The 25175-nt window shown below is 70.1% G+C and carries 25 protein-coding genes; 5 read left to right on the forward strand and 20 right to left on the reverse strand.

Going from position 1 to position 25175, the window contains the following annotated elements; translation table 11 throughout:
• Positions 1-2 precede the first annotated feature (2 nt).
• The 9 genes from puuE to uraD all read right to left on the reverse strand — a co-directional run bounded on the left by puuE (position 3) and on the right by uraD (position 10065).
• Complete coding sequence (puuE, locus tag ON30_RS24890; RefSeq protein WP_040710621.1) at positions 3-905, reverse strand: allantoinase PuuE; 903 nt, start codon at positions 903-905, stop codon at positions 3-5.
• Entirely contained in the window at positions 902-1867 is a 966-nt protein-coding gene (alc, locus tag ON30_RS24895; protein WP_040710623.1) for an allantoicase, read from the reverse strand. The genes puuE and alc overlap by 4 nt, the downstream gene beginning before the upstream one ends.
• Positions 1868-3151, reverse strand: coding sequence for a DUF6986 family protein (locus tag ON30_RS24900; protein ID WP_051029937.1), 1284 nt, complete (start codon positions 3149-3151; stop codon positions 1868-1870).
• Positions 3148-5976 (reverse strand): molybdopterin-dependent oxidoreductase, encoded by a 2829-nt coding sequence (locus tag ON30_RS24905; RefSeq protein ID WP_040710624.1) that lies wholly within the window; start codon positions 5974-5976, stop codon positions 3148-3150. Before ON30_RS24905 ends, ON30_RS24900 begins: the two co-directional genes overlap by 4 nt.
• On the reverse strand, positions 5973-6818 hold the full coding sequence (locus ON30_RS24910; RefSeq protein ID WP_040710626.1) for an FAD binding domain-containing protein: 846 nt from the start codon (positions 6816-6818) through the stop codon (positions 5973-5975). The genes ON30_RS24905 and ON30_RS24910 overlap by 4 nt, the downstream gene beginning before the upstream one ends.
• Before the next feature lie 170 nt (positions 6819-6988).
• Entirely contained in the window at positions 6989-8362 is a 1374-nt protein-coding gene (locus tag ON30_RS24915; RefSeq protein WP_373282628.1) for an 8-oxoguanine deaminase, read from the reverse strand.
• Positions 8350-9255 carry a factor-independent urate hydroxylase gene (gene pucL, locus ON30_RS24920; RefSeq protein ID WP_040710628.1) on the reverse strand — a complete coding sequence of 302 codons (906 nt, stop codon included), beginning with the start codon at positions 9253-9255 and terminating at the stop codon, positions 8350-8352. The genes ON30_RS24915 and pucL overlap by 13 nt, the downstream gene beginning before the upstream one ends.
• 1 nt (position 9256) lies before the next feature.
• Entirely contained in the window at positions 9257-9574 is a 318-nt protein-coding gene (gene uraH / locus ON30_RS24925) for a hydroxyisourate hydrolase (protein WP_040710630.1), read from the reverse strand.
• Positions 9571-10065: a 2-oxo-4-hydroxy-4-carboxy-5-ureidoimidazoline decarboxylase gene (gene uraD, locus ON30_RS24930; RefSeq protein WP_040710632.1), complete on the reverse strand. Its 495-nt coding sequence runs from the start codon at positions 10063-10065 to the stop codon at positions 9571-9573. Before uraD ends, uraH begins: the two co-directional genes overlap by 4 nt.
• Before the next feature lie 175 nt (positions 10066-10240).
• On the opposite strand from uraD, the gene ON30_RS24935 reads away from it, so the two are divergent.
• Together ON30_RS24935 and ON30_RS24940 are read left to right on the forward strand one after the other, a co-directional pair.
• Positions 10241-10855 carry a nucleotidyltransferase family protein gene (locus ON30_RS24935; RefSeq protein ID WP_373282629.1) on the forward strand — a complete coding sequence of 205 codons (615 nt, stop codon included), beginning with the start codon at positions 10241-10243 and terminating at the stop codon, positions 10853-10855.
• A gap of 6 nt (positions 10856-10861) precedes the next feature.
• A complete protein-coding gene (locus ON30_RS24940) occupies positions 10862-11902 on the forward strand; it encodes an XdhC family protein (RefSeq protein WP_040710634.1) in 1041 nt (346 codons plus the stop codon).
• Positions 11903-11936: 34 nt separating this feature from the next.
• On the opposite strand, the gene ON30_RS24945 is transcribed toward ON30_RS24940, so the two are convergent.
• The 5 genes from ON30_RS24945 to ON30_RS24965 form a co-directional block, all read right to left on the reverse strand.
• Entirely contained in the window at positions 11937-13007 is a 1071-nt protein-coding gene (locus ON30_RS24945; protein ID WP_040710636.1) for an ABC transporter substrate-binding protein, read from the reverse strand.
• 73 nt (positions 13008-13080) lie between these two features.
• Complete coding sequence (locus ON30_RS24950; RefSeq protein ID WP_040710638.1) at positions 13081-13878, reverse strand: ABC transporter permease; 798 nt, start codon at positions 13876-13878, stop codon at positions 13081-13083.
• The gene (locus ON30_RS24955; RefSeq protein WP_040710639.1) at positions 13875-14621 is read right to left on the reverse strand and encodes an ABC transporter permease; all 747 of its coding nucleotides are present in this window, start codon (positions 14619-14621) and stop codon (positions 13875-13877) included. Before ON30_RS24955 ends, ON30_RS24950 begins: the two co-directional genes overlap by 4 nt.
• Positions 14618-15469, reverse strand: a complete 852-nt coding sequence (locus tag ON30_RS24960) for an ABC transporter ATP-binding protein (RefSeq protein WP_051029961.1) — start codon at positions 15467-15469, stop codon at positions 14618-14620. Before ON30_RS24960 ends, ON30_RS24955 begins: the two co-directional genes overlap by 4 nt.
• Positions 15470-15553: 84 nt before the next feature.
• Complete coding sequence (locus ON30_RS24965) at positions 15554-16207, reverse strand: TetR/AcrR family transcriptional regulator (protein WP_040710640.1); 654 nt, start codon at positions 16205-16207, stop codon at positions 15554-15556.
• A 227-nt stretch (positions 16208-16434) separates the two neighbouring features.
• Between ON30_RS24965 and nagA the strand changes: the two genes are divergently transcribed.
• Together nagA and ON30_RS24975 are read left to right on the forward strand one after the other, a co-directional pair.
• Positions 16435-17589 (forward strand): N-acetylglucosamine-6-phosphate deacetylase, encoded by a 1155-nt coding sequence (gene nagA / locus ON30_RS24970; protein WP_040710641.1) that lies wholly within the window; start codon positions 16435-16437, stop codon positions 17587-17589.
• Complete coding sequence (locus tag ON30_RS24975; protein WP_083911661.1) at positions 17586-18539, forward strand: hexose kinase; 954 nt, start codon at positions 17586-17588, stop codon at positions 18537-18539. Before nagA ends, ON30_RS24975 begins: the two co-directional genes overlap by 4 nt.
• Positions 18540-18542: 3 nt before the next feature.
• Here ON30_RS24975 and ON30_RS24980 read toward each other — a convergent pair whose 3' ends face one another.
• The 5 genes from ON30_RS24980 to ON30_RS25000 form a co-directional block, all read right to left on the reverse strand.
• Positions 18543-18842, reverse strand: coding sequence for a DUF3349 domain-containing protein (locus ON30_RS24980; protein WP_040710642.1), 300 nt, complete (start codon positions 18840-18842; stop codon positions 18543-18545).
• 11 nt (positions 18843-18853) lie between these two features.
• Complete coding sequence (locus ON30_RS24985; RefSeq protein WP_373282624.1) at positions 18854-19303, reverse strand: DUF3349 domain-containing protein; 450 nt, start codon at positions 19301-19303, stop codon at positions 18854-18856.
• Between the two features lie 11 nt (positions 19304-19314).
• Positions 19315-19596, reverse strand: coding sequence for a hypothetical protein (locus tag ON30_RS24990; RefSeq protein WP_040710643.1), 282 nt, complete (start codon positions 19594-19596; stop codon positions 19315-19317).
• 13 nt (positions 19597-19609) lie between these two features.
• Positions 19610-21025, reverse strand: coding sequence for an inorganic phosphate transporter (locus ON30_RS24995; protein ID WP_245554198.1), 1416 nt, complete (start codon positions 21023-21025; stop codon positions 19610-19612).
• A gap of 92 nt (positions 21026-21117) precedes the next feature.
• Entirely contained in the window at positions 21118-22656 is a 1539-nt protein-coding gene (locus tag ON30_RS25000) for an ATP-dependent DNA ligase (RefSeq protein WP_040710644.1), read from the reverse strand.
• 94 nt (positions 22657-22750) lie between these two features.
• Here ON30_RS25000 and ramB point away from each other — a divergent pair, with 94 nt between their 5' ends.
• On the forward strand, positions 22751-24157 hold the full coding sequence (gene ramB, locus ON30_RS25005; protein WP_040710645.1) for an acetate metabolism transcriptional regulator RamB: 1407 nt from the start codon (positions 22751-22753) through the stop codon (positions 24155-24157).
• A gap of 2 nt (positions 24158-24159) precedes the next feature.
• Here the strand turns inward: ramB and ON30_RS37765 are convergent, their stop codons facing one another.
• The gene (locus ON30_RS37765; protein WP_083911649.1) at positions 24160-25167 is read right to left on the reverse strand and encodes a DNA cytosine methyltransferase; all 1008 of its coding nucleotides are present in this window, start codon (positions 25165-25167) and stop codon (positions 24160-24162) included.
• Positions 25168-25175 lie beyond the last annotated feature (8 nt).

Genomic DNA, 25175 nt, shown 5'->3' on the forward strand with positions numbered 1-25175 from the left:
GGTCAACCCACCGGGTGGGTCGCGCGCCAGTGTTCGGCGATGTCGATGCGGCGCGCGACCCAGACGCGGTCGTGGGACTGGACGTGGTCGAGGAAGCGTTCGAGCGCGGCCAGCCGGGCCGGACGCCCGACCAGACGGCAGTGCAACCCGACCGACAGCATCTTCGGGCTGCCCTCGCTCCCTTCGCGATAGAGCACGTCGAAGGCGTCGCGCAGGTGGGCGAAGAACTGTTCGCCCGTGGGGAAGCCCGCGGGCGAGGCGAACCGCATGTCGTTGGTGTCGAGGGTGTAGGGGACGACGAGATGGTCGGCCTCCCCCACCCGCACCCAGTAGGGCAGATCGTCGGCGTAGGAGTCGGAGTCGTAGGCGAAACCGCCGTGTTCGACCACCAGTTCCCTGGTGTGCGGTGAGTCGCGGCCGGTGTACCACCCGCGCGGTGGCGCTCCGGTCAGTTCGGTGAGCACGCGGACCGCCTCAGCCATGTCCGCGCGTTCGGTCTCCCGATCGGTCAGCTGATACGACTTCCAGCGCAGACCGTGACTCGCGATCTCGTGACCGAGTTCGCCGAAGGCCGCCACCACCTCCGGATTGCGCTGCATCGCGCGCGCCACCGCGAAGATCGTCAGGGGCAGGCCGCGCCGCTCGAAGGCGCGCAGCACCCGCCATACCCCCGCCCGCGCGCCGTACTCGTACAGCGATTCCATGCTCATGTGGCGGTTGGGGAACGCCTCGGCGGGGGTCATCTCGGACAGGAAGGTCTCCGAATGCGGATCGCCGTCCAGGACGCAGTTCTCCCCGCCCTCCTCGTAGTTCAGGACGAACTGCACGGCGATCCGGGCCCCACCGGGCCAGCGCGGGTCCGGCGGCGTCGGACCGTAGCCGACGAAATCGCGCGGGGCGCTCATCCGCCGAACTCGCCGAACAGGCGCAGGCGCGCCAGCCCGCCGTCGGGATGGATGTCCAGGCGGACCTCTTCGACCGAAGCCGCGACGGGGGCGATCGGAAAGCGGTGCCGGGTATCGGGCAGCAACGCCGTGTGGGGCAGCAGTTCCACCTCGGTCCCGTCGGCGGTGGTGCCGGTGAGCCGGGCCGCGCCGGGACTGTTCCCGAGGAACCAGGACGTGTCGATCTCGGCGAGCCGGATCAGACCCGGACCCGCCAGCCGGATCCGCACCCAGTCGTTGCCGTCGTCGCGGCGACGCGCGGTCTCCCAGCCCTCCCCCATGCTGCGCGCGTTGCCCGGATAGAGCAGTTGGTTGGGCGAACTGTAGAAGCGGTTGGAGCAGTCCAGCACCAGCGCGCCGTTCTCCAACGCGGCCAGGTCCAACGGGCCCAGACCCAGCAGCGCCGGATCGGGCCTGCCCTCGCCGTGCACGCGCAGACGGGCGATGCCGCCGTCCGGATGCATGGTGAGTTTGACGTGGGTCCACCGGTTCTCGTCCTCGACCGGGAACGGGTTGCGACTGTCGCCGGTGAGCTTCCCGTGTTCGATCAGCGGCGTCCAGTCCGTGCGCGCCGCGATCTCCCCGGCGGGCGGATACCCCTGCACCTCCAGCGCCGACAGCGAGAACGCGGGCGGATAGTTGCCGGTGAACCACGCCGTGTCGACGACGACACCGCGGATCACGCCGGGCACGCCGAGTCGCACCACCGCGGCGTCCTCGCCCGGTTCGCCGCGATGCCTGCGCGTCTCCCACCCGTCGTAGATCTGCCCCTTGTGCCCGAAGGTCGACGGCCGGTACTCGGCGGGCGCGGCCGTGATCAGATTCTCCTTCTCGGCGAAGAACTCGTCGTTCGCCCAGATCACCGAGCCGCCGAGGGCGCGCACCGCCAGATCGGGCAGTAGCGTGAAATCGTCGTCGTGCATTCAGTTCTCCTCTGCGGGATACGGCGGTGAATCCTGCGCCGGGCGCGGCGGCATCGGTTGCGTGGGTGTCGGCACCGGAGCGCGGGTCACGAGCGCGCGCAGCACGTCCGGGGTCAGTTCCGGGGCTTGTGCGCGCAGGTCCGATTCGGTGCGCGCGCCGCAGGCCAGTGCCCGGGTGACGGTGGCGGCCAGCGCCTGCGCGGTGGCGGGTTCGTCGACGACGTCGCCGCCGCGCCGACCCAGGTAGTCGCGCAACCGCGGCACCGCGACCTCGACCGCCTGCCGGAAGTAGGCGTAGGTCGCCAGCCACCGGGTGACCAGGTGGCCGGGATGCATGTCCCAGCCCTGGTAGTAGCCGCGCCGCAGCGCGCGCGTCACCAGGCGGTGGTGGTTGCGCAGCGCCGCCGCCGGGTCGGCGTCCGGGACGATCTGGGTGGAGCCGTCGCAGATCCACACCCCCGTCTGCGCGGCGGCCACCTGCATGACCGCCTTCGCGTGATCGGCGGCGGGATGGTCCAGCGCTTGATCGGTGGCCGCGATGCCGCACGCGGCGGTGTAGTCGTAGGTGCCGAAATGCAGCGCGCTGCACCGTCCTTCGGCCGCACCGAGCAGGCCGGAGACCGCGGCCGTGCCGTCGGGTGCGAGGATCGCCTGCGGCGATTCGATCTGCAACTCGAAACGCAGCGCGCCCTCGGGAGCGCCGAAACCGCGTTCCAGACCGTGACACAGCGCGGTCAGCGCCGAGACCTGCTGCACGGCACGGATCTTCGGCACGGTGAGAACGAACCCGTCCGGGATGCCGCCCGCGGCTTCCAGCACGATTTCGAGGGTGCGCAGCGCGCGTCCCCGCTCCGGCCCGGCCAACCCTTTCATCCTGATCCCGAATCCGCGCGGCGCGTCCGGGTCGGCAGCCCAGCCCGCGAGAATCCGGCCCGCGACCTCGGCGGTCCCGTCTTCCTGCTCGTCGGGGCGGAAGCCGTAGCCGTCCTCGAAATCGATGCGCAGGTCCTGGACCGGATCGCGGGCCAGGCGGTCGCGGACCGCGTCCAGCGAGTCGGCGGTGTCCAGTTCGGCGAGCAGGTCGCGGTGGCCGTCGAACAGGGCCAGCGCGGCCGCGCCCCATCCGCGCGGGGTGTCGGCGGCAACCTTGTCGGCGGGCACGTACACGGTGTGCACGGGCTGGACGCGCTGGTCCGGGTCCGGGTAGCGCGCCCGCAGGTCGGCGTCGACCGCGTCGAGGATCGAGTGCACACGGGCCCGGATGTGCTCGGGCAGTCGATTCATCCGCGAGGTCCTTTCCGCAGGGCGCGCCAGATCCGTTCCGGCGTCATGGGCAGCCGATCCGGCCGCACCCCGACCGCGTCGGCGATGGCGTTGGCCAGGGCGGGCGCGACCGGGTTGTAGGGCGATTCACTCATGGATTTCGCGCCGAGAGGGCCGAGCTCGTCACTCGTTTCGGCGAAATACACCTCCGTCACGGGAATGTCGGCGAACTGCGGGATGTGGTAGTGCCGCAGGGCGTGCACGGTGAGGACGCCGTCGACGGGGCGAAGGTCCTCGTAGAGCGCGGTGCCGATGGCCTGGGCCACCCCACCCTCCACCTGCCCGCGGCACTGCGTCGGATTGAGCACCGTGCCGGCGTCGGCGGCCTGGATCGACTGCAGGATGCGCACGAGGCCCGTCTCCGGATGCACCGCGACCCGGAAAGCGTGCACGTTGAAGCTCACCGAGCGGGGGCTGCCCGCGTGCGAGCCGTGCGCCGAGAGTTCCCCCTCCGCCAGCAGTTCGGCGGCCCGCACCAGTCGGTCGCCGCAGCGCACCCCGTCGGCCACCAGTTCGGCGTCGGCCGGATCGGTGCCCGTCACTCGGGCCGCGCGGTGCAGCATCCTTTCGCGCAGGGCCAGCGCCGCCAGATGGGAGGCCTTGACCGCCACCACGATTCCGGTGGAGCCGAACGCGCCGGTGTCGTGTTCGACCAGGTCGGTGTCGGATTGGCGCACACGGACGCGGGTCACGTCGGTCGCCAGCGCGGCGGCGGCGAGTTGGGCGTGCACAGTGGTGGTGCCATTACCGAATTCGACCGTGCCGACCCGGAGTTCGTAGGAGCCGTCCGGGCGCAGTGCCGCGACCGCGTCCGACCGGTGACCGCGCGGCGGAATGGTCGCGATCATGGACAGCGCCATCCCCGTGCCCACCCGCCAGTCAGGACCGGGCGCTCGGACCCCGTTCCCTCGGCGCAGCGCCGCCTCGGCCAGGTCGAGACATTGGCCGAGGCCGTAACTGCCGAAGATCAGGTCGCCCTCGTGCGCGCTCGAACCCACGAACGCGTCGCCCGGAACCACCACGTTGCGGCGGCGCATCTCGAACGGATCGATGCCGAGGTCGGCGGCCAACCGATCCAGCGCCGACTCCACACCGAAGATGATCTGGCCGAGTCCGTAGCCACGGAACGCACCCGAAGGCACCGAATTCGTGTACACCGTCCGCGCGTCGACCCGCTTGTTCGGACAGCGGTACACCTCCACGGATTCGCTGACCCCGTGGAACATCACACCGGCCGAATGGTTTCCGTACGCGCCCGCGTCGGCCAGCACGTCGATCGCCAAGGCGGTGAGCACGCCGTCGGCGTCCGCGCCCGCGGTGACCCGCACGCGCATCGGGTGCCGGGTGGTCGCGGCGGTGAACTCCTCGGCGCGCGTGTACTCGTAGTGCACGGGCCGCCCGGTGCGCAGGACGGCCAACGCGATCAGGTCTTCGACCAGCATCTCCTGCTTCGCGCCGAACCCGCCGCCGACGCGGGCGGCGAACACCCGCACCCGGTCGCGTTCCAGCCCGAACACCTCGCACAATTCGTCGCGCACCAGGAACGGCACCTGCGTGCTGCACCGGATGACCAACCGGCCCGCCTCGTCCAGCCACCCGATACCGCCGTGCGTCTCCAGGTGCACGTGCTGACCGCGCGGCGAATACCATTCCCCGCGCACCACTTTCGCGGCCCGTGCCAGCCCGTCGGCGAGATCGCCCACGCCGCCGTGCACTTCGGCCACCAGGTTTCGTCCGGCGTCGGCGATCCGCGCGGAAGCAGGCTTGTCGGCGTGCAGCAGCGGCGCACCGGGCAGCAACGCCTCCGCCGGATCGAAGACCGCGGGCAGCGGTTCGTAGTCCACCCGCACCAGTCGGCACGCCGCCCGCGCGATGTCGAGGGTGTCGGCCACCACCGCCGCGACCCGTTGCCCCACGAAACGCACCGTGCTGTCCAGCACGAACGTGTCGTCGGGATCGTCCTCGCGCAGTTCGTGGCGGGCCGTGGAGAAGGCGACCGCGGGCGCGTCGGCGTGGGTGAGGACCGCGCGCACACCCGGAAGCGCGTCGGCGGCGGAGGTATCGATCGCGCGGATGCGCGCGTGGGCGTGCGGGCTGCGAAGGACGGCCAGGTGCAGCGGGCTCGTGGGTGGCGCGTCTTCGGGGCGCACGCGCGTCGGTGTCGGCATTCCGAATCCAGGCGGCGGGACGTCGACAGGCTCGGGCGGCGACAGGTGCGGTGGACCGCCGGACGTTCTCCCCGCCGACTCGGGTCCCGCGTCGCGGGGCAGGACGTCGAAGGTGAAGGGTTCGACGCCGGTCACCACGCGGGGGCCTGCCGGTGCGCCGACTCCGGTCGCGACGGGCTCACCGGTCAGGGCCTCGCGCAGGGCGCGGTAGCCGGTGCAGCGGCACAGATTGCCCTTCATGAGTTCCGGGACCAGGTCCGGTTCGAGGGCTGAATCCTCGGTGCCGCAACCCAGTCCGGCGGCGGTGACGACCATGCCCGCGGTGCAGAAGCCGCATTGGAAGGCGGCGGCGTCGAGGAAACGCCGTTGGACCGGATGGGGCCGCTGCGGGGTGCCGAGACCGGCGGCGGTGACCACGGTGCTGTCGGCGGCGCGGTGGGCGGGGATCAGGCAGGAGTGCACGGTGCGGCCGTTCAGGTTCACCGTGCACGCGCCGCAGTCGCCGGTGTCACATCCCTTCTTGACCGCGAAATGACCGTGCTCGCGCAGCAGGGTGCGCAGACACTGCCCCGGGCGCGGGTCGGCTTCGACGGTCTCGCCGTCCACCTCGAACCTCATGACCGACCGCCGGACCGCAACTCCTCGGCTACCTCACGGGCGAGGATTCCGGTGACGTGGCGACGCCAGTCGGGCGCGCCGTGCGGGTCGTCGAACCACAGGCGCGGGTCGAGCGCGGCCAGCGCGGTGTCGAGATCGTCGAGGTCAGGGGGCGCGGGAAAGTCGAGGACGACAGGTCGCATGGTCGCGCCGGTGATGGTCAGCGCGACGCGCCCGTCGGGTTCGCGACGGCCCATCACGACCGACCCGGAGCGTCCGGTCGGCGCGATCGCGATCTTCCGGAACGCCGTGTGCGAGAGCAGACTTCGTCTCGGCACCGTGACCGAGCGGAGTACTTCGCCGGGCGCGAGGGCGGTGCGCTGCGGTCCGAGGACGAACTCGCGCAGCGCGATTCGCCGGTCGACGCCGTCCGGCGACCAGATCAGCGCGTCGGCGTCGAGCGCGGTGAGCGCCGCCAGTACGCCGCCCGCGGGCAGCGCGAGGCAGATGTTGCCGCCGACCGTCGCGGTGCGCCAGATCTTGTGCGAGGCCAGCAGCGCCCGGCAGCCCGCCGCGAACAGCGCGGTTCCGGGCAGGTCCGGGCGCGGACCCCCGAGTTCCCGACCGGGGACGGTGCCGGCGAATTCGGCGAGCGTGCAGGTCGCGGCGATTTCCAGGCCCGCGGAGGTCTCGACCAGCGCGGGCCACTCGAAGCCGGTGAGGTCGACCAGGCGGCGCAGATGCTCCTGCGGTTCGGAGTACAGGAAGGTGCCGCCCGCCAGGATCGCGGTGTCCGCGTCGAGGCAGGCCAGATCCGCCCGCTCCCGGGCCGTGACCACCTCCCGGATCGTGTCCAGGTCCACTTCTCACCTCACTCCACAGCACCTGTTACCACCCTAGAGACCGCGGGTTGCCGGGATGTTGCACGACACCGGGTCCAGATTTCCCCCGCATTACCCGCCCCACCCGACCTGCGCCGTTCCCCACCCCGAAGTGCGAATGCTCACAGCACCGATTCGGCTGGATGAGCTGATCAATGGCCGGTGACGAGGGTCTTCTGGGCTCGGGCGACCTGGGTGGCGACTTCGGATTCGTCCACAGTGGTGACGGCGCCGTCGCGGACCACTTCCCGGCCGTTGACGAGCAGGGCGGCGAGGGGTGGTGGGGAGCCGAGGACGAGGGCGGTGATCGGGTCCTCGATGCCCGCGTGAGCGGGGGTGTCGAGGCGCCAGAGGGCGAGGTCGGCGAGCTTGCCGGGTTCCACGGAGCCGATCTCGGCGGCGCGGCCGAGGACGCGCGCGCCGCCCATGGTGGCCAGTTCGAGGGCGGTGCGCACGCTCATCGCGCGCGGTCCGCCGACGGCGCGCGCGTAGAGCAGGGCGTTGCGCGGTTCCTCGATCATGGAACTCGCTTCGTTGCTGGCCGCGCCGTCGACGCCGAGGCCGACCGGTACACCCGCGGCCAGCAGGTCGGCGGTGCGCGCGATACCCGCGCCGAGGCGGCCGTTGGAGGTCGGGCAGTGCGCGATCCCGGTGCCGGAGGCGGCCAGCGCCGTGATCGCCGGGTCGTCGAAGTGCACGCCGTGGGCGAACCACACGTCTTCGCCGAGCCAACCGACGCGGTGCATGTATTCGGCGGGTGTGCACTCGAATTGTGTCGCGCAGTAGTCGGATTCGTCGGTCGTCTCGGCGAGGTGGGTGTGCAGTCGCACGCCGCGCGCGCGTGCCAGCGCGGCCGATTCCCGCAGCAGGTCGGCGGTCACCGAGAACGGCGAGCACGGGGCCAAGCCGATCCGCAGCATGGAATCGAAGGCCGGGTCGTGCCAGCGGTCGATCGCGTCGGCGCTCGCGGCGAGGATCGTGTCCAGGGATTCGACCACGTCGTCCGGCGGCAGTCCGCCCGCGCTCTCGCCGAGATCCATCGACCCCCGACACGGGTGGAATCGCAGACCCACCCGCGCGGCCGCCCTGATCTCGGCGGCCAGCAGGTCACCGCCCGCGCGCGGGAACAGGTAGTGGTGATCGCTGCTGGTGGTGCATCCCGTGCGGGCCAGTGCCGTCAGCGCGCCGGTCGCGGCGATCGCCACGGAATCCTCGGTGATGCCGGACCACACCGGATACAGCGTGGTCAGCCACTCGAACAGGGTGCTGTCGGCGGCGAGTCCGCGGGTGATCCACTGGTAGAGGTGGTGGTGGGTGTTGACCAACCCCGGCGTCAGCAGACATCCGCGCCCGTCGATGCGCGGACCGGCCGTCTGCGGGGCGTGGCCCGCGCCGACGGCGGCGATCCGGTTGCCGTGCACCACCACGTGACCGTCGCGGTATTCGGTTCCCGCCGCGTCGACCGTGGCGATCGCGCAGCCCTCGATGACCCACGTCGCCGCGGGCGGCACGGTCACAGGTCCCAGGCCGGGCCGGGCTCCGGCGCGTCCTGACGGGCGACGGTGGCGTGGATGAGTCCGTAGGGACGGTCGTCGGCGTGGTAGACCTCCCCGTGGTTCGGGATGCCGAAACGCCCCAGGTCGTAGTCGAAGTGGTGACGGTTGGGCGCGGCCAACCGGACCTCGGCCAGGACGGGATACGCCTCGAGCGCGGCTTTGCCCATCTCGAACAGTGTCTGCTGCAACGCCTTCGAGTGCAGGGTGGCGAAGACCTCGAGCATGGCGGCGCGGATGCCGAGGTAGGTCTCGTCCCAGTCGACCCCGGTGGTCGCGGTGAAGCGCCACTGCGCGTTCAGCGACGTGGCCAGCATCCGGTCCGAGGTGGGCTCGAGCACGGTGAAATCGTCGACGAGGAAATCGGCGAATTCCGACCCGGTGGATTTGAGGATGACCAGGTCCTTCACCCCGCCGATCACCCAGGCCCGCTGCTCGGGGCCGACGCCCGCGACGGTGACCGTCACGGTACGGATCTCCGGCCCCCGCCGCACCCAGGTGTGGTCGTGCTCGAGTGTGCCCACCGCGACCCGCTCCCAGGCGTATTCGTCGATCTCCACCCGCGCGCTGCGCACCGGTTCGATCTCGTCGACGAAATGCGCGGCCAGCGCCAAACCGTAGTCCTCGACCGGTTGCGCGCCGGGCCGCTTGGCGAAGGCGTAGGCGGTCTGCTTCTGCGAATCGGTGGGCAGCACCTTGCGCTGGTCGCCCGCGACGTAGGCGTCGGCGAAATCGCCGCGCAGCACGGTGGAGACGTTGAGGTCGCGGATCTCGTGGCGCGCGGCATCGCGGTAGACGCGAACGATCCGGTTCTCGGCTTTGCCGTACCGGTTGTCCGACAACACGATCGGCCCGCTCAGTTGCATCTCAGCTCCCTCGGTAGGTGGAGAAGGCGAAGGGCGACAACAACAACGGGACGTGGTAGTGCCGCTCCTCGCCGACGGCGAAGCTGATCGACACCTCCGGGTAGAACGTGTCGATCCGCTGCTGCGCGAAGTACCCACCGGTGTCGAACACCAACCGGTAGACCGCGGGCGTGAGGTCATCGGCCAAGCGCGCGACGCGTCCGTCGGCATCGGTCGATCCCGTGCCGAGGAGCCGATCGCCCCGGTACAGGTCGACGGCGACGCCCGCGGCGGGTGCGCCGCGCACGGCGTCGAGGACGTGGGTGCTCAGCGAGCTCACGCCTCGGCTCCGAACAGACGCAGCAACCGCGTCCGGTTGATCCGGCCCAGTTCCACGCGCATGATCCGCCGCTCGGTCGCGGGGTCGTTGCCCAGCCGGGTGGTCAGCAGGTCCAGCAGTTCGGCGCCGCCGCGGCCGGCGGCGTGCACCAGATACCGGTGACCGAAGCGCAGTTCGTAAGCCGTGTTGCCCGCCGCGAGCGCGTCGCGATCGTCCGGGTCGACGCCGGCCTGTTCCCGGGCCGAGCTCGCGGACGTGGTGGGCCCGCCGATGCGCGGGTGCGCCGCGACCGCGCGGTCGAGTTCGTCCTCGGACAGCAGGGCCAGTGCGTTCGCGGCGGCGTGCAGCACCGCGGGGAGGTCGGCGAACGGGCGCGCGGCGGCCACCGCGCGCGCGAAGTCGGGGGAATCGCAGCAGGTCCGCAGGACCGCCTCGGCCGCGTCCGCGGACATCGCGTTGAACCGCGCGAGATCGAGAGCGGGCTGCGTCATCGCTCCAGCATCGGCCACCGCCTGCCGGGCCGCCACCCGAACGGGCCGCGACCCGCCGGGAATTCGCCCGCCACCCGCCGTCGGGTCTGTCGAAGCGAGAACTTCGTCATGAAAACGTCAGAATTCCCCCACCGTGCGGGCGGAGGTAACCCACGGGCAATGGTTCGCCGCTACGGTGGCGGGCGTGAGCTCCACCGCCCCCGCCCCGAGTGCCCCCGCCGCATGCGCGGGGATCGTGCTCGCGGCCGGCGCCGGGACCCGCTACGGGATGCCCAAAGCGCTGGCCGAGGACGGCGCGTGGCTGCGCGCGGCGGTGGCCGCCCTGCGTGACGGCGGCTGCGCGCCGGTCGTGGTGGTCCTCGGCGCGACGGGTCCGGAGCCGATGCCGCTGCCCGCGGGCGCGGAGCACGTGTGGGCCGCCGACTGGGCGAGAGGGCTGAGCGCCTCGCTGCGGGCCGGCCTGGCGCGGGTGGCGGACACCGCGGCGGACTACGTCGCGATCATGCCGGTGGACACTCCCGATGTCGGCCCCGAGGTGGTGACGCGGGTCGTCGCGGCCGCCCGCACCGCGCCGAGCGGGCTGGCCAGAGCTGTGTTCCGCGGCACACCCGGGCACCCGGTTGTGATCGGCCACAAGCACTGGACCTCGGTCTGGTCGAGCGCGGTAGCAGATTCGGGAGCCCGCACCTATTTGGTCGGTCGAGAGGATATGGTGTGCGTCACGTGCGACGATTTGGCGACGGGACTCGATCGCGACTTCCCGGCCACGACGCCCGGTGATCGGAGCTAGAAACAGATGCGCGACATCGTCGATGACCTATTGCGGGTGTGGCACTCCGGCCGGACCGGAGGACTTGCCACCGTCGTGCGAACCGTGGGTTCGGGGCCGTTGGACGTCGGCTCGGCGATTCTCGTCGACGCCAACGGCGCTGCCTACGGCTCGGTTCTCGGCGGGGCGGTGGAATCCGCGGTGCGCGAGGCGGCGCTGGCCGCGGCCCGCACCGGACGCCGGGCCATGCACCGCTTCGGTGTGCCCGCCACGGAGGCGGGCAACGAAGCGGGCGGCATGATCGACGTCTTCGCCGAACCCTTCTCCCGCCGCGACTTCCCCGAATTCCCGACCGTGGCGGCCGAGATCGCCGCGCACCGCCGGACCACCATCTTCACCGTGGTGTGGAATCCGGACGGCGACCTGATCGGTCAGCACCTGGTGACCGACAAGCGCCACGCCACCGAATTGGTGGCCCTGCCCGAATCCGACGTGTTCGTGTGCTCGTTCGCACCGCCGCCCCGGATGATCATCTTCGGCGCGACCGCGATCTCCGCCGCTCTGACGGTGCAGGCCCGCCTGCTCGGCTACCGGGTGACGATCTGCGATTCCCGCGACGACCTGATCTCCGCCGACGCCTTCCCCGGCGCGGAGGTCGTGGTGGACTGGCCGCACCGCTACCTGAACACGCTCTCCGCGGCGGGCGAGATCGACGCCGACACCGCGATCGTGGTGGTCTCGGGCGATCCGACCTTCGAGATCCCGCTGCTGACGGTGGCGCTGCGCCTGCCGGAACTGGCCTACCTCGGGGCGACGGGCACGATGGCCGCGCACCACCGCCGGGTCGAGGACCTGCGGGCGGGCGGCTTCGGCGACGCGACGATGGCGCGACTGCACTCCCCCGCCGGTCTGGCCGTGGGGGCGCGCACCGCGACCGAGCACGCCATCGCCATCGCCGCGGAACTGCTCGCGGCGCGCAGTGGACGGAGCGTCCCCGTCCACCCTGGTAGGGCCGATGTGGTTCACGCCGAGGACGTCTTCGGCGCGAGGGCATCGGTCGCCCTGTGACGACCGGGCCCCGACGACGTGGTCCCGTCAGCGATTACTGCTTCAGACCCGGATTCTCCGCGTAGACCTCGCGCAGCACCGACAGGTCGAACAACTGGTCGGCGGTGATGTCGATCTTCGCCGTGCGCAAGGCGGCGATGTTCTGTTCGACCAGGCGATCGGTCATGGTCAGCAGGCCGTTGGCGGCCGTGTCGGCCGAGACCACCAGGCCGTTCTGCGCCGTGGCCTCCTGGGTCTGTTCGGCCAGGTCGAGATTCTGGTCCTTGCCGTAGACCTCGACGGCCAGGCGCGCGGATTCGGCCGGGTCGGCGACCGCGTCCTTCCACCCTTTGATCTCGGCGGCCAGGAACGCCTTCAGTTTGTCGCGTTCGTCGTCGATGGTGGATTGCAGCACGGTGAGTGTTTCCGCGACCAGCGGCAGGTTGTAGTCGGCGAACAGGAAATTCGCGTTCGGAAAGCCCTTGGCGGCCAGCGTGATCGGTTCGTTGGTGACGTAACTGACCCAGCCGTCGACCTCACCGTTGGCCAGCGGTGTCGGATCGTATTGCGCGGGAACGATCGTCACGTCGGAGGGTTTCATGTCGTTCGCGGCGAGCAACGCGTTGAAGATCAACTGATTGGTGTCCTGCACGCCGATCTTGCGGCCCTTCATCTCCTGCGGCGAGCCGATCGGTTTCCCGGCCGAACTGACGATGCAGAACGGATTCTTCTGGAACGTGGTCGCGACGATCTTCGCGGGCAGACCTTCCAGGATCGCGGGGGCAGTCGTCTGCGGCGCGGACAGCCCCAACCACACCTTTCCGGTGTCGAGTCCGGCCTCGACCGACGTGCTGGCGGCGCCGCCCGCGATGAGATCCACCGCGCCGAATCCGGCGTCGCGGAAATAGCCGCGGGAATCGGCGAAATACTCACCGGCGAATTCGATGTTCTTCAACCAGGACAACTGGATCGCGACGGCGCCGAATTTAGAGCCGTCCGCGCGCGACCCGCCGGAGGATTCCGCCGCGTCGTCACCGCAGGCGGCCAGCGTCGCGGCGCCCCCTAGGACGGCACCGGTGAGCGCGGAATAGCGGAGAAAACGGCGACGATCGAACACTGGTGTCATGGACCGAATCTAGGGTCGGCCGGTTTCGGTTTGTTTACCTCCGCGTTCCGACCGTTCGCCGCGGCCCGGCGGGTCAGTCCGGCTCGCGCGGCGCGCCGAATCGGGCCAGGACCAGGTTCTCCACCACGCCCACGATCGCGTAGAGCGCCACCGACACCAGTGTGACGATCACGATGCTCGCCCACAGCTTGTTGTACTGGAAGGTGGGGATGGCCCGGATCAGACTCGCTCCCAAACCGGTTCCACTGCCCAGCCATTCGCCGATCAGCGCGCCGATCAGCGCGCCCGGCACCGAGATCCGGGCGGCGGCGAACACGGAGGGCAGCGCGGCGGGCAGCGCGACCATGCGCAGCCCCGTCCAGCGCGACCCGCCGTAGGCCGCGACCACGTCCAACGCCTGGCGCGGCGCGCCGCGCAACCCCGTCACGATCATCACCAGCGCCGGGAACAGCACGACGATCGCGGCCATCACCGCGACGCCGCCCGATCCGCGGCCGAACACCAGCACGATGATCGGCGCGAGCGCGACCAGCGGCACCGAACGCAACAGCATCGCCACCGGCATGAAAGTCTGCTCGAGGGCCGTCACCGAGACGAACAAGGCGGCGATGACCAGCGCCGCGCCCATGCCGAGACCGAAGCCGATGGCCGCGTCGCGCAGCGTGATCATCAGGTCGTCGAGGATGGCCGAGCGGGCGGCGGGCGCGCCGGGCGCGGTCACCAGGTAGCGCCAGATGTCGCCGGGTGATTTGCCGACCCGGGGACCGACCTGCGGGAAGACCCGCAGGAACAGTTCCCACAGCACCAGGATCAGCAGCAGCGAGGTCAGCAGCGGGAACAGGAACACCGCGATCCGGCGGGCCGCGGTCATCGCGCCTGTCCCGCCGTCAAGGGCGCGGCCAGTCGAGCGCCCAGCGCGACGATCGCGTAGCCGAGACCGGCCAACGCCGCCGCGGCCAAGGCCATCCCCCAAGTTCGCGGCACGTTGTAGGCGGTCTGGGCGGCGGTCAGCGCCACCCCGATCCCGCTGTCCACCCCGCCGAGGTATTCACCGATGATCGCGCCCAGCACCGCCGACGGCGCGGCGATCTTCAACGCCGCGAACAGGTTCGGCAACGCGGCGATTATCCGGACGCGCAACAGTTGCTGGAACCGTCCGCCGCCGTAGGCGCGCACCAGGTCCAAAGCGGCGCGGTCGGCCGAACGCAGGCCGGCGACCGTACCGACCATCGTGGTGAAGAAGCAGTACATGGCGGCCAGGAAGACCGTCGGGGTGCGGCCGCCGAAGACCACCAGGATGATCGGGCCCAGCGCCAGCAGCGGCGTGCAGTAGCTGAGGATCGCCAACTGCGTCGCCAGCGGTTCGATCGGCGGGATCAGCACCACCAGAACCGCCAGCGCCACGGCGGCGACGTTGCCCCAGACGAAACCGCGCAGCGCCCCTTGGGCGGTGATGCCGACGTTCGGGCCGTAGAGCTGCCATCCGTCCTGGTACATGGTGTGCACCACCGTCCACGGACTCGGAATGGTGCCGCCCGCGACGCCGAGCGCCGCGCACAGCCACCACACCGCGATCATCCCCAGCACGCCCGCCGCGCCCCCGACGTACTTCATGCCGCACCGTCCGCCGCGACCCCACCGGTCCCGGTCCGACCGAACAGCAGTTCCGACAGGTAGTCGTGCAGCGCGTGGAACTCCGGGGTGCGCGTCATCTCCGGCAGGCGCGGACGCGGCAGATCGATGTCGACCAGTTCCAGCACCCGGCCCGGCCGCGGACTCATCACCGCCACCGTGTCGGACAGGAAGACGGCTTCGGCGATGCCGTGGGTGACCATCAACGTGGTCGCGGGCTTCTCCGTCCAGATCCGCAGCAACTCCAGATTCAGCCGCTGCCTGGTCATATCGTCCAGCGCGCCGAACGGTTCGTCCAGCAGCAGCACCGTCGGACGCACCACCAGGGCGCGGGCGATCGAGACACGCTGACGCATACCGCCGGACAACTGCGCCGGTTTGGCCTTCTCGAACCCCTCCAACCCGACCAGGCGGATCAACTCGTCGATACGGCCCGGTTCCGGTGCCATCCGGGCCACCTGCAATGGCAGCGCGATATTGGCGCGCACCGACCGCCACGGCAGCAGCGCGGCGTCCTGGAAGGCGATGCCGAGTTCGTGATGGCGGCGCAGTTCGGCGGGCGTCTCGCCGTTGACCAGGATGGTGCCCGCGCTGGGCTCCTCGAGACCGGCCAGGATGCGCAGTACCGTCGACTTGCCGCAGCCCGAGGGGCCGAGCAGCGAGAGGAACGTGCCCTTGGCGGTGTGCAGATCCACCGAATCCAAGGCGTGCACGGTGCGCCGGCCCGCCCGGAACGATTTGGTCAACCCGCGGATGTGCAGGCCGGTACCGCCCGCGGCCGGATCGGGCCCGCCGCGCTCTTCCCCGCCGACCTCGGTCTCGGTACTCATGTCGGCCACCATAGAAGCGCTCGATTGCACCGGTATTGCCCGCGCGCGGCCCCAGGTTGCGTCGCCGTTACGGCTGCGCGGCGCTCAGTGACGGTCGAAGCCGGAGATCACGAAATTCGAGACCTCGGCGGTGATTTCGTCCAACGTCAGCGACGGACGTTTGCCCGCGGACCCGCCCAGTTCCTGGGCCAGCGAATTCACCGCACCGATCACCGCCAGCGCGAACAGGTCGAAACGGCGGGGCGCGGTCTCGCCGCGCGCCACCGCGCGCTCGGCCTCACCGACCAGCAGCGAGGCGACCAACCGGCGCTGACGACAACGCCACTGCTCGACGGATTCGCTGACCCCGACCACCTCGACGTAGTGCACCCGCGCGGTGCGCACATCACGGCAGGTGACCGATAGGTACGCGCGGAAAGCGCCCTTGACCCGCACCGGCAGCGGTTCGTTGTCCACCGCGCGCAACGCCGCCACCGCCGCGTCCATCGCCCGACTGGTCGTCCGGTCGACCACCGCGATCAACAAGGCTTCGCGACTGCCCACATCCTCGTAGAAACTGCGGGTCGACACGTTCGCCAGCGCGCACAACCGCTCGATCGACGTGGCCGCGTACCCCTGGGTCCCGTACAGCTCCAAGGCGGCGTCGATCAGCCGAATCCGCCGCTGGGCCACCCGTTGCTCCCGGGTCAGACCGCCGTAACTGCGCCCCTCGCCGGGGTCGTCCACGCGCCGCACCACACCCCGAGTTTACCGTCTTGTTCCCGAATCGAGGCCGTGCCCCGCATTTCCCCCGGTCCGCACCGCAAGGGCGACAACATATCTCACCGGCGAACGGCCGGTATGCGCGCCCGTGTGCCGGTCCGGCGTCGATCTGCGCGGATCGAGAGGTATGGGCCGCGCCGGTCGGCAAGGATGGGTCGGGACAGCGACGAGCGCGGCAGCGGCGGCGTTCCGAGAGGAGGACCGTGACCGACTCCACGGTGCTGCGCGGACGCGTCATCAGCGCCGCGCACCTCCTCGATGACGGCATCGTCACGGTCAGGGGCGAGCGGATCGAGGAAGTGCTGCCTTTCGACGTGTGGCGGGCCAGGCATCCGCGGGTGGCCGAGCCGCAGTACCGGGGCCTCCTGCTGCCGGGCCTGGTCGACATCCACGTGCACGGCGGGGGTGGGTACCGGTTCGACACCGAATCGCCCGCCGAGGCCGAGGCGGCCGCCAGGTTCCATCACGCGCGCGGGACGACCACGGTGCTCGCGAGCCTGGTCACGGGCTCGGCGGCGACCATGCTCGCGCAGGTGACCGCGCTGCGGAAGGTCGCGGCGGCGGGGTTCGTGGCCGGAATCCACGCCGAGGGACCGTTCCTGTCACCGGCCCGGCACGGCGCGCAGGACCCTCGTCACCTGCGCGAACCCGATCTCGACCTGGTCGACCGGATGATCGCGGCGGCGGAGGGACACCTGCGGGTGGTGACGCTGGCCCCCGAACTGCCCGGTTATCGCGAGGCCGCGCGGCGACTGCGGGAGGCGGGCGTCGTCGTGGCGCTCGGTCACAGTGACGCCGACTACGCGGTCTTCCGTGCCGCGCTGCCCCCGGACGGTGACGCCACGCTGGTCACCCACCTGGCCAACGCGATGCCCCCGCTGCATCACCGCGCCCCCGGCCCGGTGGCCGCCGCCTTGCACGCGGCCGCCACGACCTCGGCGGTGGTCGAGGTGATCGGGGACGGCGTGCACATCGATCCCGGTTTCGCCGCGCTGGCGTTCGCGGCGGCGCCGGAGCGGGTCGCGCTGGTCACCGACGCGATCCAGGCGGCCGGGATGCCGGACGGTCGCTACCGGCTCGGCGAACGGGAGATCGCGGTCCGCGCGGGCGTCGCGGGACTGCCCGACGGCTGTCTGGCGGGCAGTACCGCTACGCTGCTGGAATGTCTGCGATGGGCGGTGCGCGGAGCGGGGCTGCCGTTGCGCGCGGCCGTGCTCGCGGCGACCTCGGTTCCCGCGCGTGCCGCGGGCCTGCGCGAGGTCGGCGATCTGCGGGCCGACCGGCTCGCCGATCTGGTAATACTCGATGACGATCTAGAGCTACACGGGGTACTCAGACATGGACAGTGGTTGACGTGATCCTCACCGTGACCATGAACCCGGCCTACGACATGACCTATCGGGTCGAGCGGTTCGAGCGCGGGCAGGCCCACCGGGTCCGCTCGGTGGAACAGCGCATCGGCGGCAAAGGCATCAATGTCACCCGCGTGCTGAACCAGCTGGGTAAGTACGCGCGCGCGACCGGTTTCTCCGATCACGCCTTCGCCGCGGCCGCCGAACTCGAACTCCCGGTGGATTTCGTGCACGCGTTGCCGTGGGTTCGGCGCACGGTGGTGATCAGCGAATCCGAGGACGGCACCGCGACCGCGTTGCTGGAACCGGGCGCGCGGGTCTCCAATCCCCATGCCGCCCAACAGTTGCGGACCCGGGTCAGCGGTCTGCTGCCCGATATCAACGGCCTGGTGATCGCCGGCTCGCTGCCCGGCGGCGTCGATCCGGCGCTGCCCGCCGAGATCGCCCGCCTCGCGGTGGAGCACGGGGTGTCCACGCTGTGCGACATCGACGGCGAGGCGCTGCGGTTGACGGCGCAGGTGCCGGGCGTGGTGCTCATGCTCAACCGCGAGGAATTGCGCAGGTTGACCGGGCAGCAACCCTGTGACGCGCAGGAGGTCGTAGCCGCGGTGTGGCCGCTGATCGAGAACGGGACGAGGGCGGTGATCGCCAACCGGTGCGTGGAGGGCATGGTCGCGGTCACCGCGTCGGGCGCGTGGTCGGCGCTGCTGAACGAATCGGTCGCCGGAAATCCCACGGGGGCCGATGATTCCGCGGCGGCGGCGGTGATCGCGGCGCTGTCGGAGAAGTCCGCGCCGGACTGGCCCGCCATCCTGTCCGACGCCGTCGCCACCGCCGCCGCGGCCGTGGTGATCCCGGTGGCGGGCGAGATCGACCGCTGCCTGCGCACGCGGGTCGCGCCCAATGTCGTGGTGGAGAAATTGGCGCTGCCGCAACCGAGTTCGGGGGAGGACTGAGGCTCAGTCCTCGCCCGCGGCGGGCCGGTCCGGCCAGGCGTGCGCGGCCAGTCGGTCGCGTACCCGCGCCACGTCGGCCTCCGAGGGCATCTCGTTGGTGACCTTGGTGATCATCACCTGGATGTCGACCCGTTCGTGCGGCAGGACGCCCAACCGCGCGAGTTCGGCGGCGAGGTCGCGCACCTCCTCGTCGGAGAGTCTGCGTCGCAACAGCGCCAGCAGCGGAACGTAGTCGGCCTCCGGCACTCCGTCGGGGTAGCCGGCGCGCAGCCATTCGATGATCGCGGTCAGGAACGACGGCATCGCGTCCCCGCTCAGTCCGGGTCGACGGGTGGATCGGCCAACGGCCAACCTCCCGCCGCCAGATGCGAGGCGACCCGGGCGACATCCCCCGCCGCGGGTTGTTCCAGGGCCACCCGGGCGATCGCGGCCTCGATCTCCTCCTGCCCGATCGCGGAGTCCGGGTTGTCCTCCACGAGTTCCTCGGCGATCGCCGCGACCTCGAAATCGGTCAGGTGCCGGTGCAGGACGGCGAACAGCGCGACGTAGTCGGTGCTGGGCACGCCTTGCGGATATCCGGCGCGCAACCAGGCCACGATCCGCTCGAGCAGGCTGCCGCGCGCGCCGATCGAATCGCCGGTCGGCGTCTGGTCGGCGGTCTCGAACAGCCCGGTCGACCCGCCGGAGTGGTCCGACGCGGCGGCCGTCACGACGTGGTCGTCCATGCCGGAGGAGGTGCGGTCGGTCGCGAAAGGTTCGGTCACGGGCGCGCCCTTCAGGATTCGCCGAACAGGTGGATGCCCAGGCGCGCGGACAGGAACGCCTTGGCCGTGTAGAGGATGCCGGTGATGATCGCGGCGAGCACGATCGCGAAACAGGCCAGCGCGCCCGCGAAGGCGACATTGTCGCGGCGCGCGGTGCCGTCCGGGTCGACGGTGTGGGTCGCCGACCACCAGCGCACGCCGACCGCGAACACGATCGGCAGGCCCGCGCCGAAGATCAGCGCCGCCAGGGTGACCTGCCACAGCGAGTGGAGATTCGTCACGAACGTGTGCATGTGCGCTGCCTCCTCAGTGCTCGGTTCCGGACACGCCGTTCATCCGTCGGGTGGGGTCCCGGTCGCCGTCGGTCGCCCGGTCGGCGGGCAACGCGAGCGGATCGTGGATCAACTCGCCGTTCGCGGGACCACCGGCCGGAACCGACTCACCCGGAGTCTGCTCCCGCTCGACCGGCGCGTCCACCGCGACACTCGACACGGACACCGGTCGCGGCGGGTCGGCGACGGGAGCGGGCGCGGCCACCGCGCCGGGTCCGGGATCGGCCCGCACCGTGTCGTCACCCCCGGGCGTGTCGGCGGGCGGCCAGTCGTTGACGTTGGTCCGGTCGACCGGGTCGCGCCGCGACCGCGCGTACATCAGCGCGGCCAGCACGAGCAGGATCGCGAAGACCACCAGCACACCGGGCAGTCCGCCGATCAGGTGCGCCAGCGCCCAGCAGAGCGCGCCGACGAGGCCCGCCATCGGCAGGGTCAGCGTCCAGGCCACCGCCATCCGGCCCAGCACGGACCAGCGGACCTCGGCTCCCTTGCCGAGTCCGGTGCCGAGAATCGAACCCGTGGCGGTCTGCGTGGTCGACAGCGGCAGGCCGAAGTGGGCGGAGGTCAGGATGATCGCGGCGGAGGAGGATTCGGCGGCCAGACCCTGCGGGGAGTCGATCTCGACCAGCCCTTTGCCCAGGGTGCGGATGATCCGCCAGCCGCCCAGATAGGTACCCGCGGCGATGGCGACGGCGCAGGAGGCCATCACCCACAGCGGCATCGGGTCGCTCGCGGTGAGCGTGCCGTGGGCGACCAGCGCCAGGAAGATCACGCCCATCGTCTTCTGGGCGTCGTTGGTGCCGTGGGCCAGCGACACCAGCGAGGCCGACCCGATCTGCCCCCAGCGGAAGCCCTCGACGACCTTGTCCTGGTCGGAGTGGCGGGTGCTCCGGTAGACGCCCCAGGTGCCGATGGCGGCGACGAGTGCGGCGATGATCGGCGCGAGCACGGCGGGCACCACGATCTTGGTCAGGACGCCGTCCTGGCCGGAGGCCCAGATCACCCCGTTCCACCCGAGCGCGGCGACGGTCGCCCCGATCAGGCCGCCGAACAGCGCGTGCGAGGAACTCGACGGCAGGCCCAGCAGCCAGGTGAACAGATTCCACAGGATGCCGCCGACCAGTCCGGCGAACACGATGAGCAGCAGGTTCTGTCCGCTGACCTCGTTGAGTCGCACGATCCCTTTGGCGACGGTGGCGGCGACCGCGACCGACAGGAACGCGCCGACCAGGTTCAGCACCGCCGAGAGGGCGACGGCGACGCGGGGACGCAGCGCTCCGGTGGCGATGGAGGTCGCCATGGCGTTGGCGGTGTCGTGGAAACCGTTGGTGAAATCGAACGCGAGTGCCGTGACGATCACGATCAGCAGAATCAGCAGTTCGGCGGTCACCCCTCCAGTGTGCAAGACCGGTCAGTCGGGTTACTACACCGCTACCGGCGGATGGAACCATTTCGCAACCGAGTACGGTGTTCTGCCCGCCCTCAGGGCAACAGCGCGCGCACGGAATCGATGGTGTCGGCCTCGGCCGGCGTCTTGTCCGGCCGGTAGCGCACCACCCGCGCGAACCGCAGCGCCACCCCGCCCGGATAGCGCGGACTGACCTGCACGCCGTCCAAGGCGATCTCCACCACCAATTCCGGCCACAGGAACACGGTGTACTCGTCGCGGGAGCGTTCGTGCCGCGGGAACTCGGCGGTCTGCCACTGCAACAGCGCGTCGGTCAGGCCCTTGAACGTCTTGCCGACCATCACCGGTTCGCCCGTCTCCGGATCGCGCGCCCCGAGGTGCAGATTCGACAGGTAGCCGGTGCGTCGCCCGTAACCCCACTCCGCGCCGAGCACCACCAGATCCAGGGTGTGGATGGGTTTGATCTTCTGCCAGGCGCGACCGCGACGACCCGCCGCGTACGGCGCTTCCAGCGATTTGACCATCACGCCTTCGTGCCCCGCCGCCAGCGCGCCGTCCACGTACTCGGCGGCGGCCTCGGCATCCGGCCTGGTCAACGCGGGGATGCTGTGCGGGCCCGCCACTTTCGCCAGCGCGGCGCGACGCTCGCGCAGCGGTTCGTCGAGCAGATCGCGGCCGTCCAGGTGCAGGCAGTCGAAGAAGTACGGGTGCAGCAGCAGTTCCCTGGTGGGGTTGACCCCCGGCGCGAGCAGGGCGGGGTCGAACACCGAGAACCGGCTCATCGTCTCCTGGAACGGGCGGGGTCGGCCGTCGTCGGTCAGCGCGAGCGTCTCCCCGTCCAGCACGACACTGGTGCAGTCCAGGCCGCGGACCAACTCGACCAGTTCGGGAACACCGGAGGTGATCTCGCGCAGGGTCCGGGTGAACACCCGCACCTCCTCCCCGTCGCGGTGGACCTGGATGCGCGCGCCGTCCATCTTGATCTCGAGGCTGAACTCGCCGTCGAATTCGGCCATCGCCTCGTCCAGACTCGCGCCCGGCGAGGCCAGCATGGGCCGGATCGGCCTGCCCACCTCGAGCCGGAACTCGGCCAGCGCCCGCTCGCCGCCCGCGCGGGCGGCCACGGCGGTGCGCGGCAGTTGCCCGCAGAGCATGTAGGCGCGGCGCACCGCGTCCACCGGCACATCGGCCGAGCGGGCGACGGCCTCGCTGACCAGCGCGGTCAACGCGCCCTGGCGCAGTTCGCCGGACAGCAACCGCAGCAGGAACGCCTGCTCCGGCGCGCTCGCCGCGCCCCACAGGTCGCCCAACAGTTGCTTGCGCCGGGCCGCGGAACCGGCGCCCGCCGTCCCGGCCAGCGCGGTGAACGCCGACTGCACCGCCTCGACGGTGAGCGCGGGTTCGGGCGCGGGGTCGATCGCCAGGCCCGACAGGGTGCGCCACCCCGTGCCCAGGCGGCCCTGGGTGAGTTCGCCCGACACCCACGCGACCACCGGTTCCAGCTCGGCGGGGTCGGCGGCGTCCAACAGCGCGGCTATGGCGGCGATCTTCGTCTTCCGGGACCGGGTCGCGCGAACGGTCTCCGAAGTCTGCACGACATCCGAGAACAGCACCTGACGACCGTAACCCGTCGCTGTGACAAATCGCTCAGGACAACTGCTAATTCTTTACTTGGCAAGTCTGCGAAGACGCCCATAATCTGGACATATGGCCAAGACCTACGTCGGGGCCCGGCTTCGACAGCTACGCACCGAGCGGGGGCTGAGCCAGGTCTCACTCGCCGCGAAACTGGAGATCTCGGCCAGCTACCTCAACCAGATCGAGCACGACGTCCGCCCGCTCACCGTACCGGTGTTGCTGCGGATCAGCGAAGTCTTCGGCGTCGACGCCACCTTCTTCTCCTCCCAGGACGACACCCGGCTCATCGCCGAACTCCAGGAAGTCGTCATGGACCGCGAACTCGGCATCGAGGCCGACACCCAGGAGATCGCCGACATCGTCTCCGCGCACCCCAGCATGGCGCGCGCGCTGGTCACCATGCACAACCGCTACCGCAACACCACCGCGCAGTTGGCCGCCGCCACCGAGGACCGTTTCGCCGACGGCGCGGGCAGCGGGGCCATCAGCAAACCGCACGAAGAGGTCCGCGACTTCTTCTACCAGCGGCAGAACTACATCCACGACCTCGACACCGCCGCCGAAGAACTCACCGCGCGCATCCGCTTCCACGGCGGCGACGTCAACAGCGAGATCGCCCGGCGACTACGCGCCCACGACGTCACCATCGTCGAACGCATCGACCTCGGCGAAGGCGTACTGCACCGCTACGACCCCGAACTGCGCCGCCTGGAGATCGCCCCGCACCTGTCCGGTGGGCAGCGCACCTTCAAACTCGCCGCCGAACTGGCCTACTTCGAATGCGGCGACCTTTTGGAGAAATCGGTGGAGGAAGGCAATTTCGTCACCGAGGACACCCGCAAACTGGCCATGCTCGGACTCGCCAACTATTTCGCGGCGGCCACCGTGCTGCCGTACACGCATTTCCACGAGGTCGCCGAGGATTTCCGCTACGACATCGAACGGCTCTCGGCGTTCTTCACCCAGAGCTACGAGACGATCTGCCACCGGCTGTCCACGCTGCAACGGCCGAAACTGCGCGGCGTCCCTTTCTCTTTCGTACGCGTGGACCGGGCGGGGAACATGTCCAAACGTCAGTCCGCCACCGGATTCCACTTCTCCTCCAGCGGCGGCACCTGCCCGCTGTGGAACGTCTACGAGACCTTCGCCTACCCCGGCAAGATCATGACCCAGATCGCCGAGATGCCCGACGGCCGCAAATACCTGTGGGTGGCGCGCACCGTGGAACGCCGCGCCACCCGCTACGGCCAGGCGGGCAAGACCTTCGCCATCGGTCTCGGCTGCGAACTACGGCACGCGGGCCGCGTCGTCTACGCCGACGGCCTAGACCTCGGCGAAGTAAACGCCACCCCCATCGGCGCCGGGTGCCGCGTCTGCGAACGCGCCAACTGCCCCCAACGCGCCTTCCCACCCCTGGGCAAGGTCCTCGACATCAGCGAACACCGCAGCTCCGTCTCCCCCTACGTCCTGAAATAAGCTCAAGCCGCGGCTACCAACGCTTGGCCCACGCGTCGGGCCAACAGCGGCGGCACGGCATTTCCGACCTGCCGCGCTTTCGAGGTCATCGTGCCCGAGAAGCGAAATGCCGCGGGAAAAGTCTGCAAGCAGGCCGCTTCGCGCACACTGATGGCTCGGTGTTGCTCCGGGTGCCCGAAGCGTCCGTTGCTATAGGAGATGCAACGGGTCGTGAGTCCGGATGCGGGTCGATCCCACCACATGCGTCCGTAGGTATCTGTGTGGCCACCATGGCGGGCGTGGCAGGGCAAAATCAGCTCATCTTTCCAGTGGCGACGCCCTCCGCCCTCAGGTGTGGCTCGGATGCGCATCTTGTTGATCTCGGATAGACGCATAGCAGCATGATCGGGATCCTCTGGATGGACCTCACCGTCGCCTATTCGAGGAAGGTCGTAGATAGTCTGACGAACGGTGCGTGCCGGCACACCATTTACGACGTGCGTCGGTTCTGGCAGGGCCGGCATGCCGACTCTCGACGCAACTACCACCAACCGCTTCCGCTCCTGCGGGACGCCGTACTCCAATGCTCGAAGCACAGAAACCTCGGATTGGTAACCCGCGCCTTTCAACGCAGCAAGAAAGTCATCAAGTGGACCACTTTTCTTCGGATTCTGCAAGCCGGGCACATTCTCCACTACCACGAACTCTGGCGTCAGCTCGGCCACGAAGCGGGTGAATTCGTATAGCAGATTCCTCCGCGGATCATCCTCGTTGGCAGATTTGTTCTGGCGAGAAAACGGCTGACAAGGTGCACATCCAGCAAAGAGCGTTGGGCCACTAGGCATGATCGCTCGAATCCGATCTACCGGAATCGAGCGGATATCATCCTCTATAAAATGAGCCCGTGGGAAATTTGCACGAAATGTCTCTGCGGAATCGTGGTCGAAATCAATACCGCCAGTAATACGCATGCCCGCTTCCGTGAAGCCTTGACTCGTGCCACCGCACCCCGAAAAAAATCGATAACCGATATGTCCGT

Origin of the sequence: Nocardia takedensis NBRC 100417, from assembly GCF_000308695.1 — a bacterium.
GTDB lineage: Bacteria > Actinomycetota > Actinomycetes > Mycobacteriales > Mycobacteriaceae > Nocardia > Nocardia takedensis.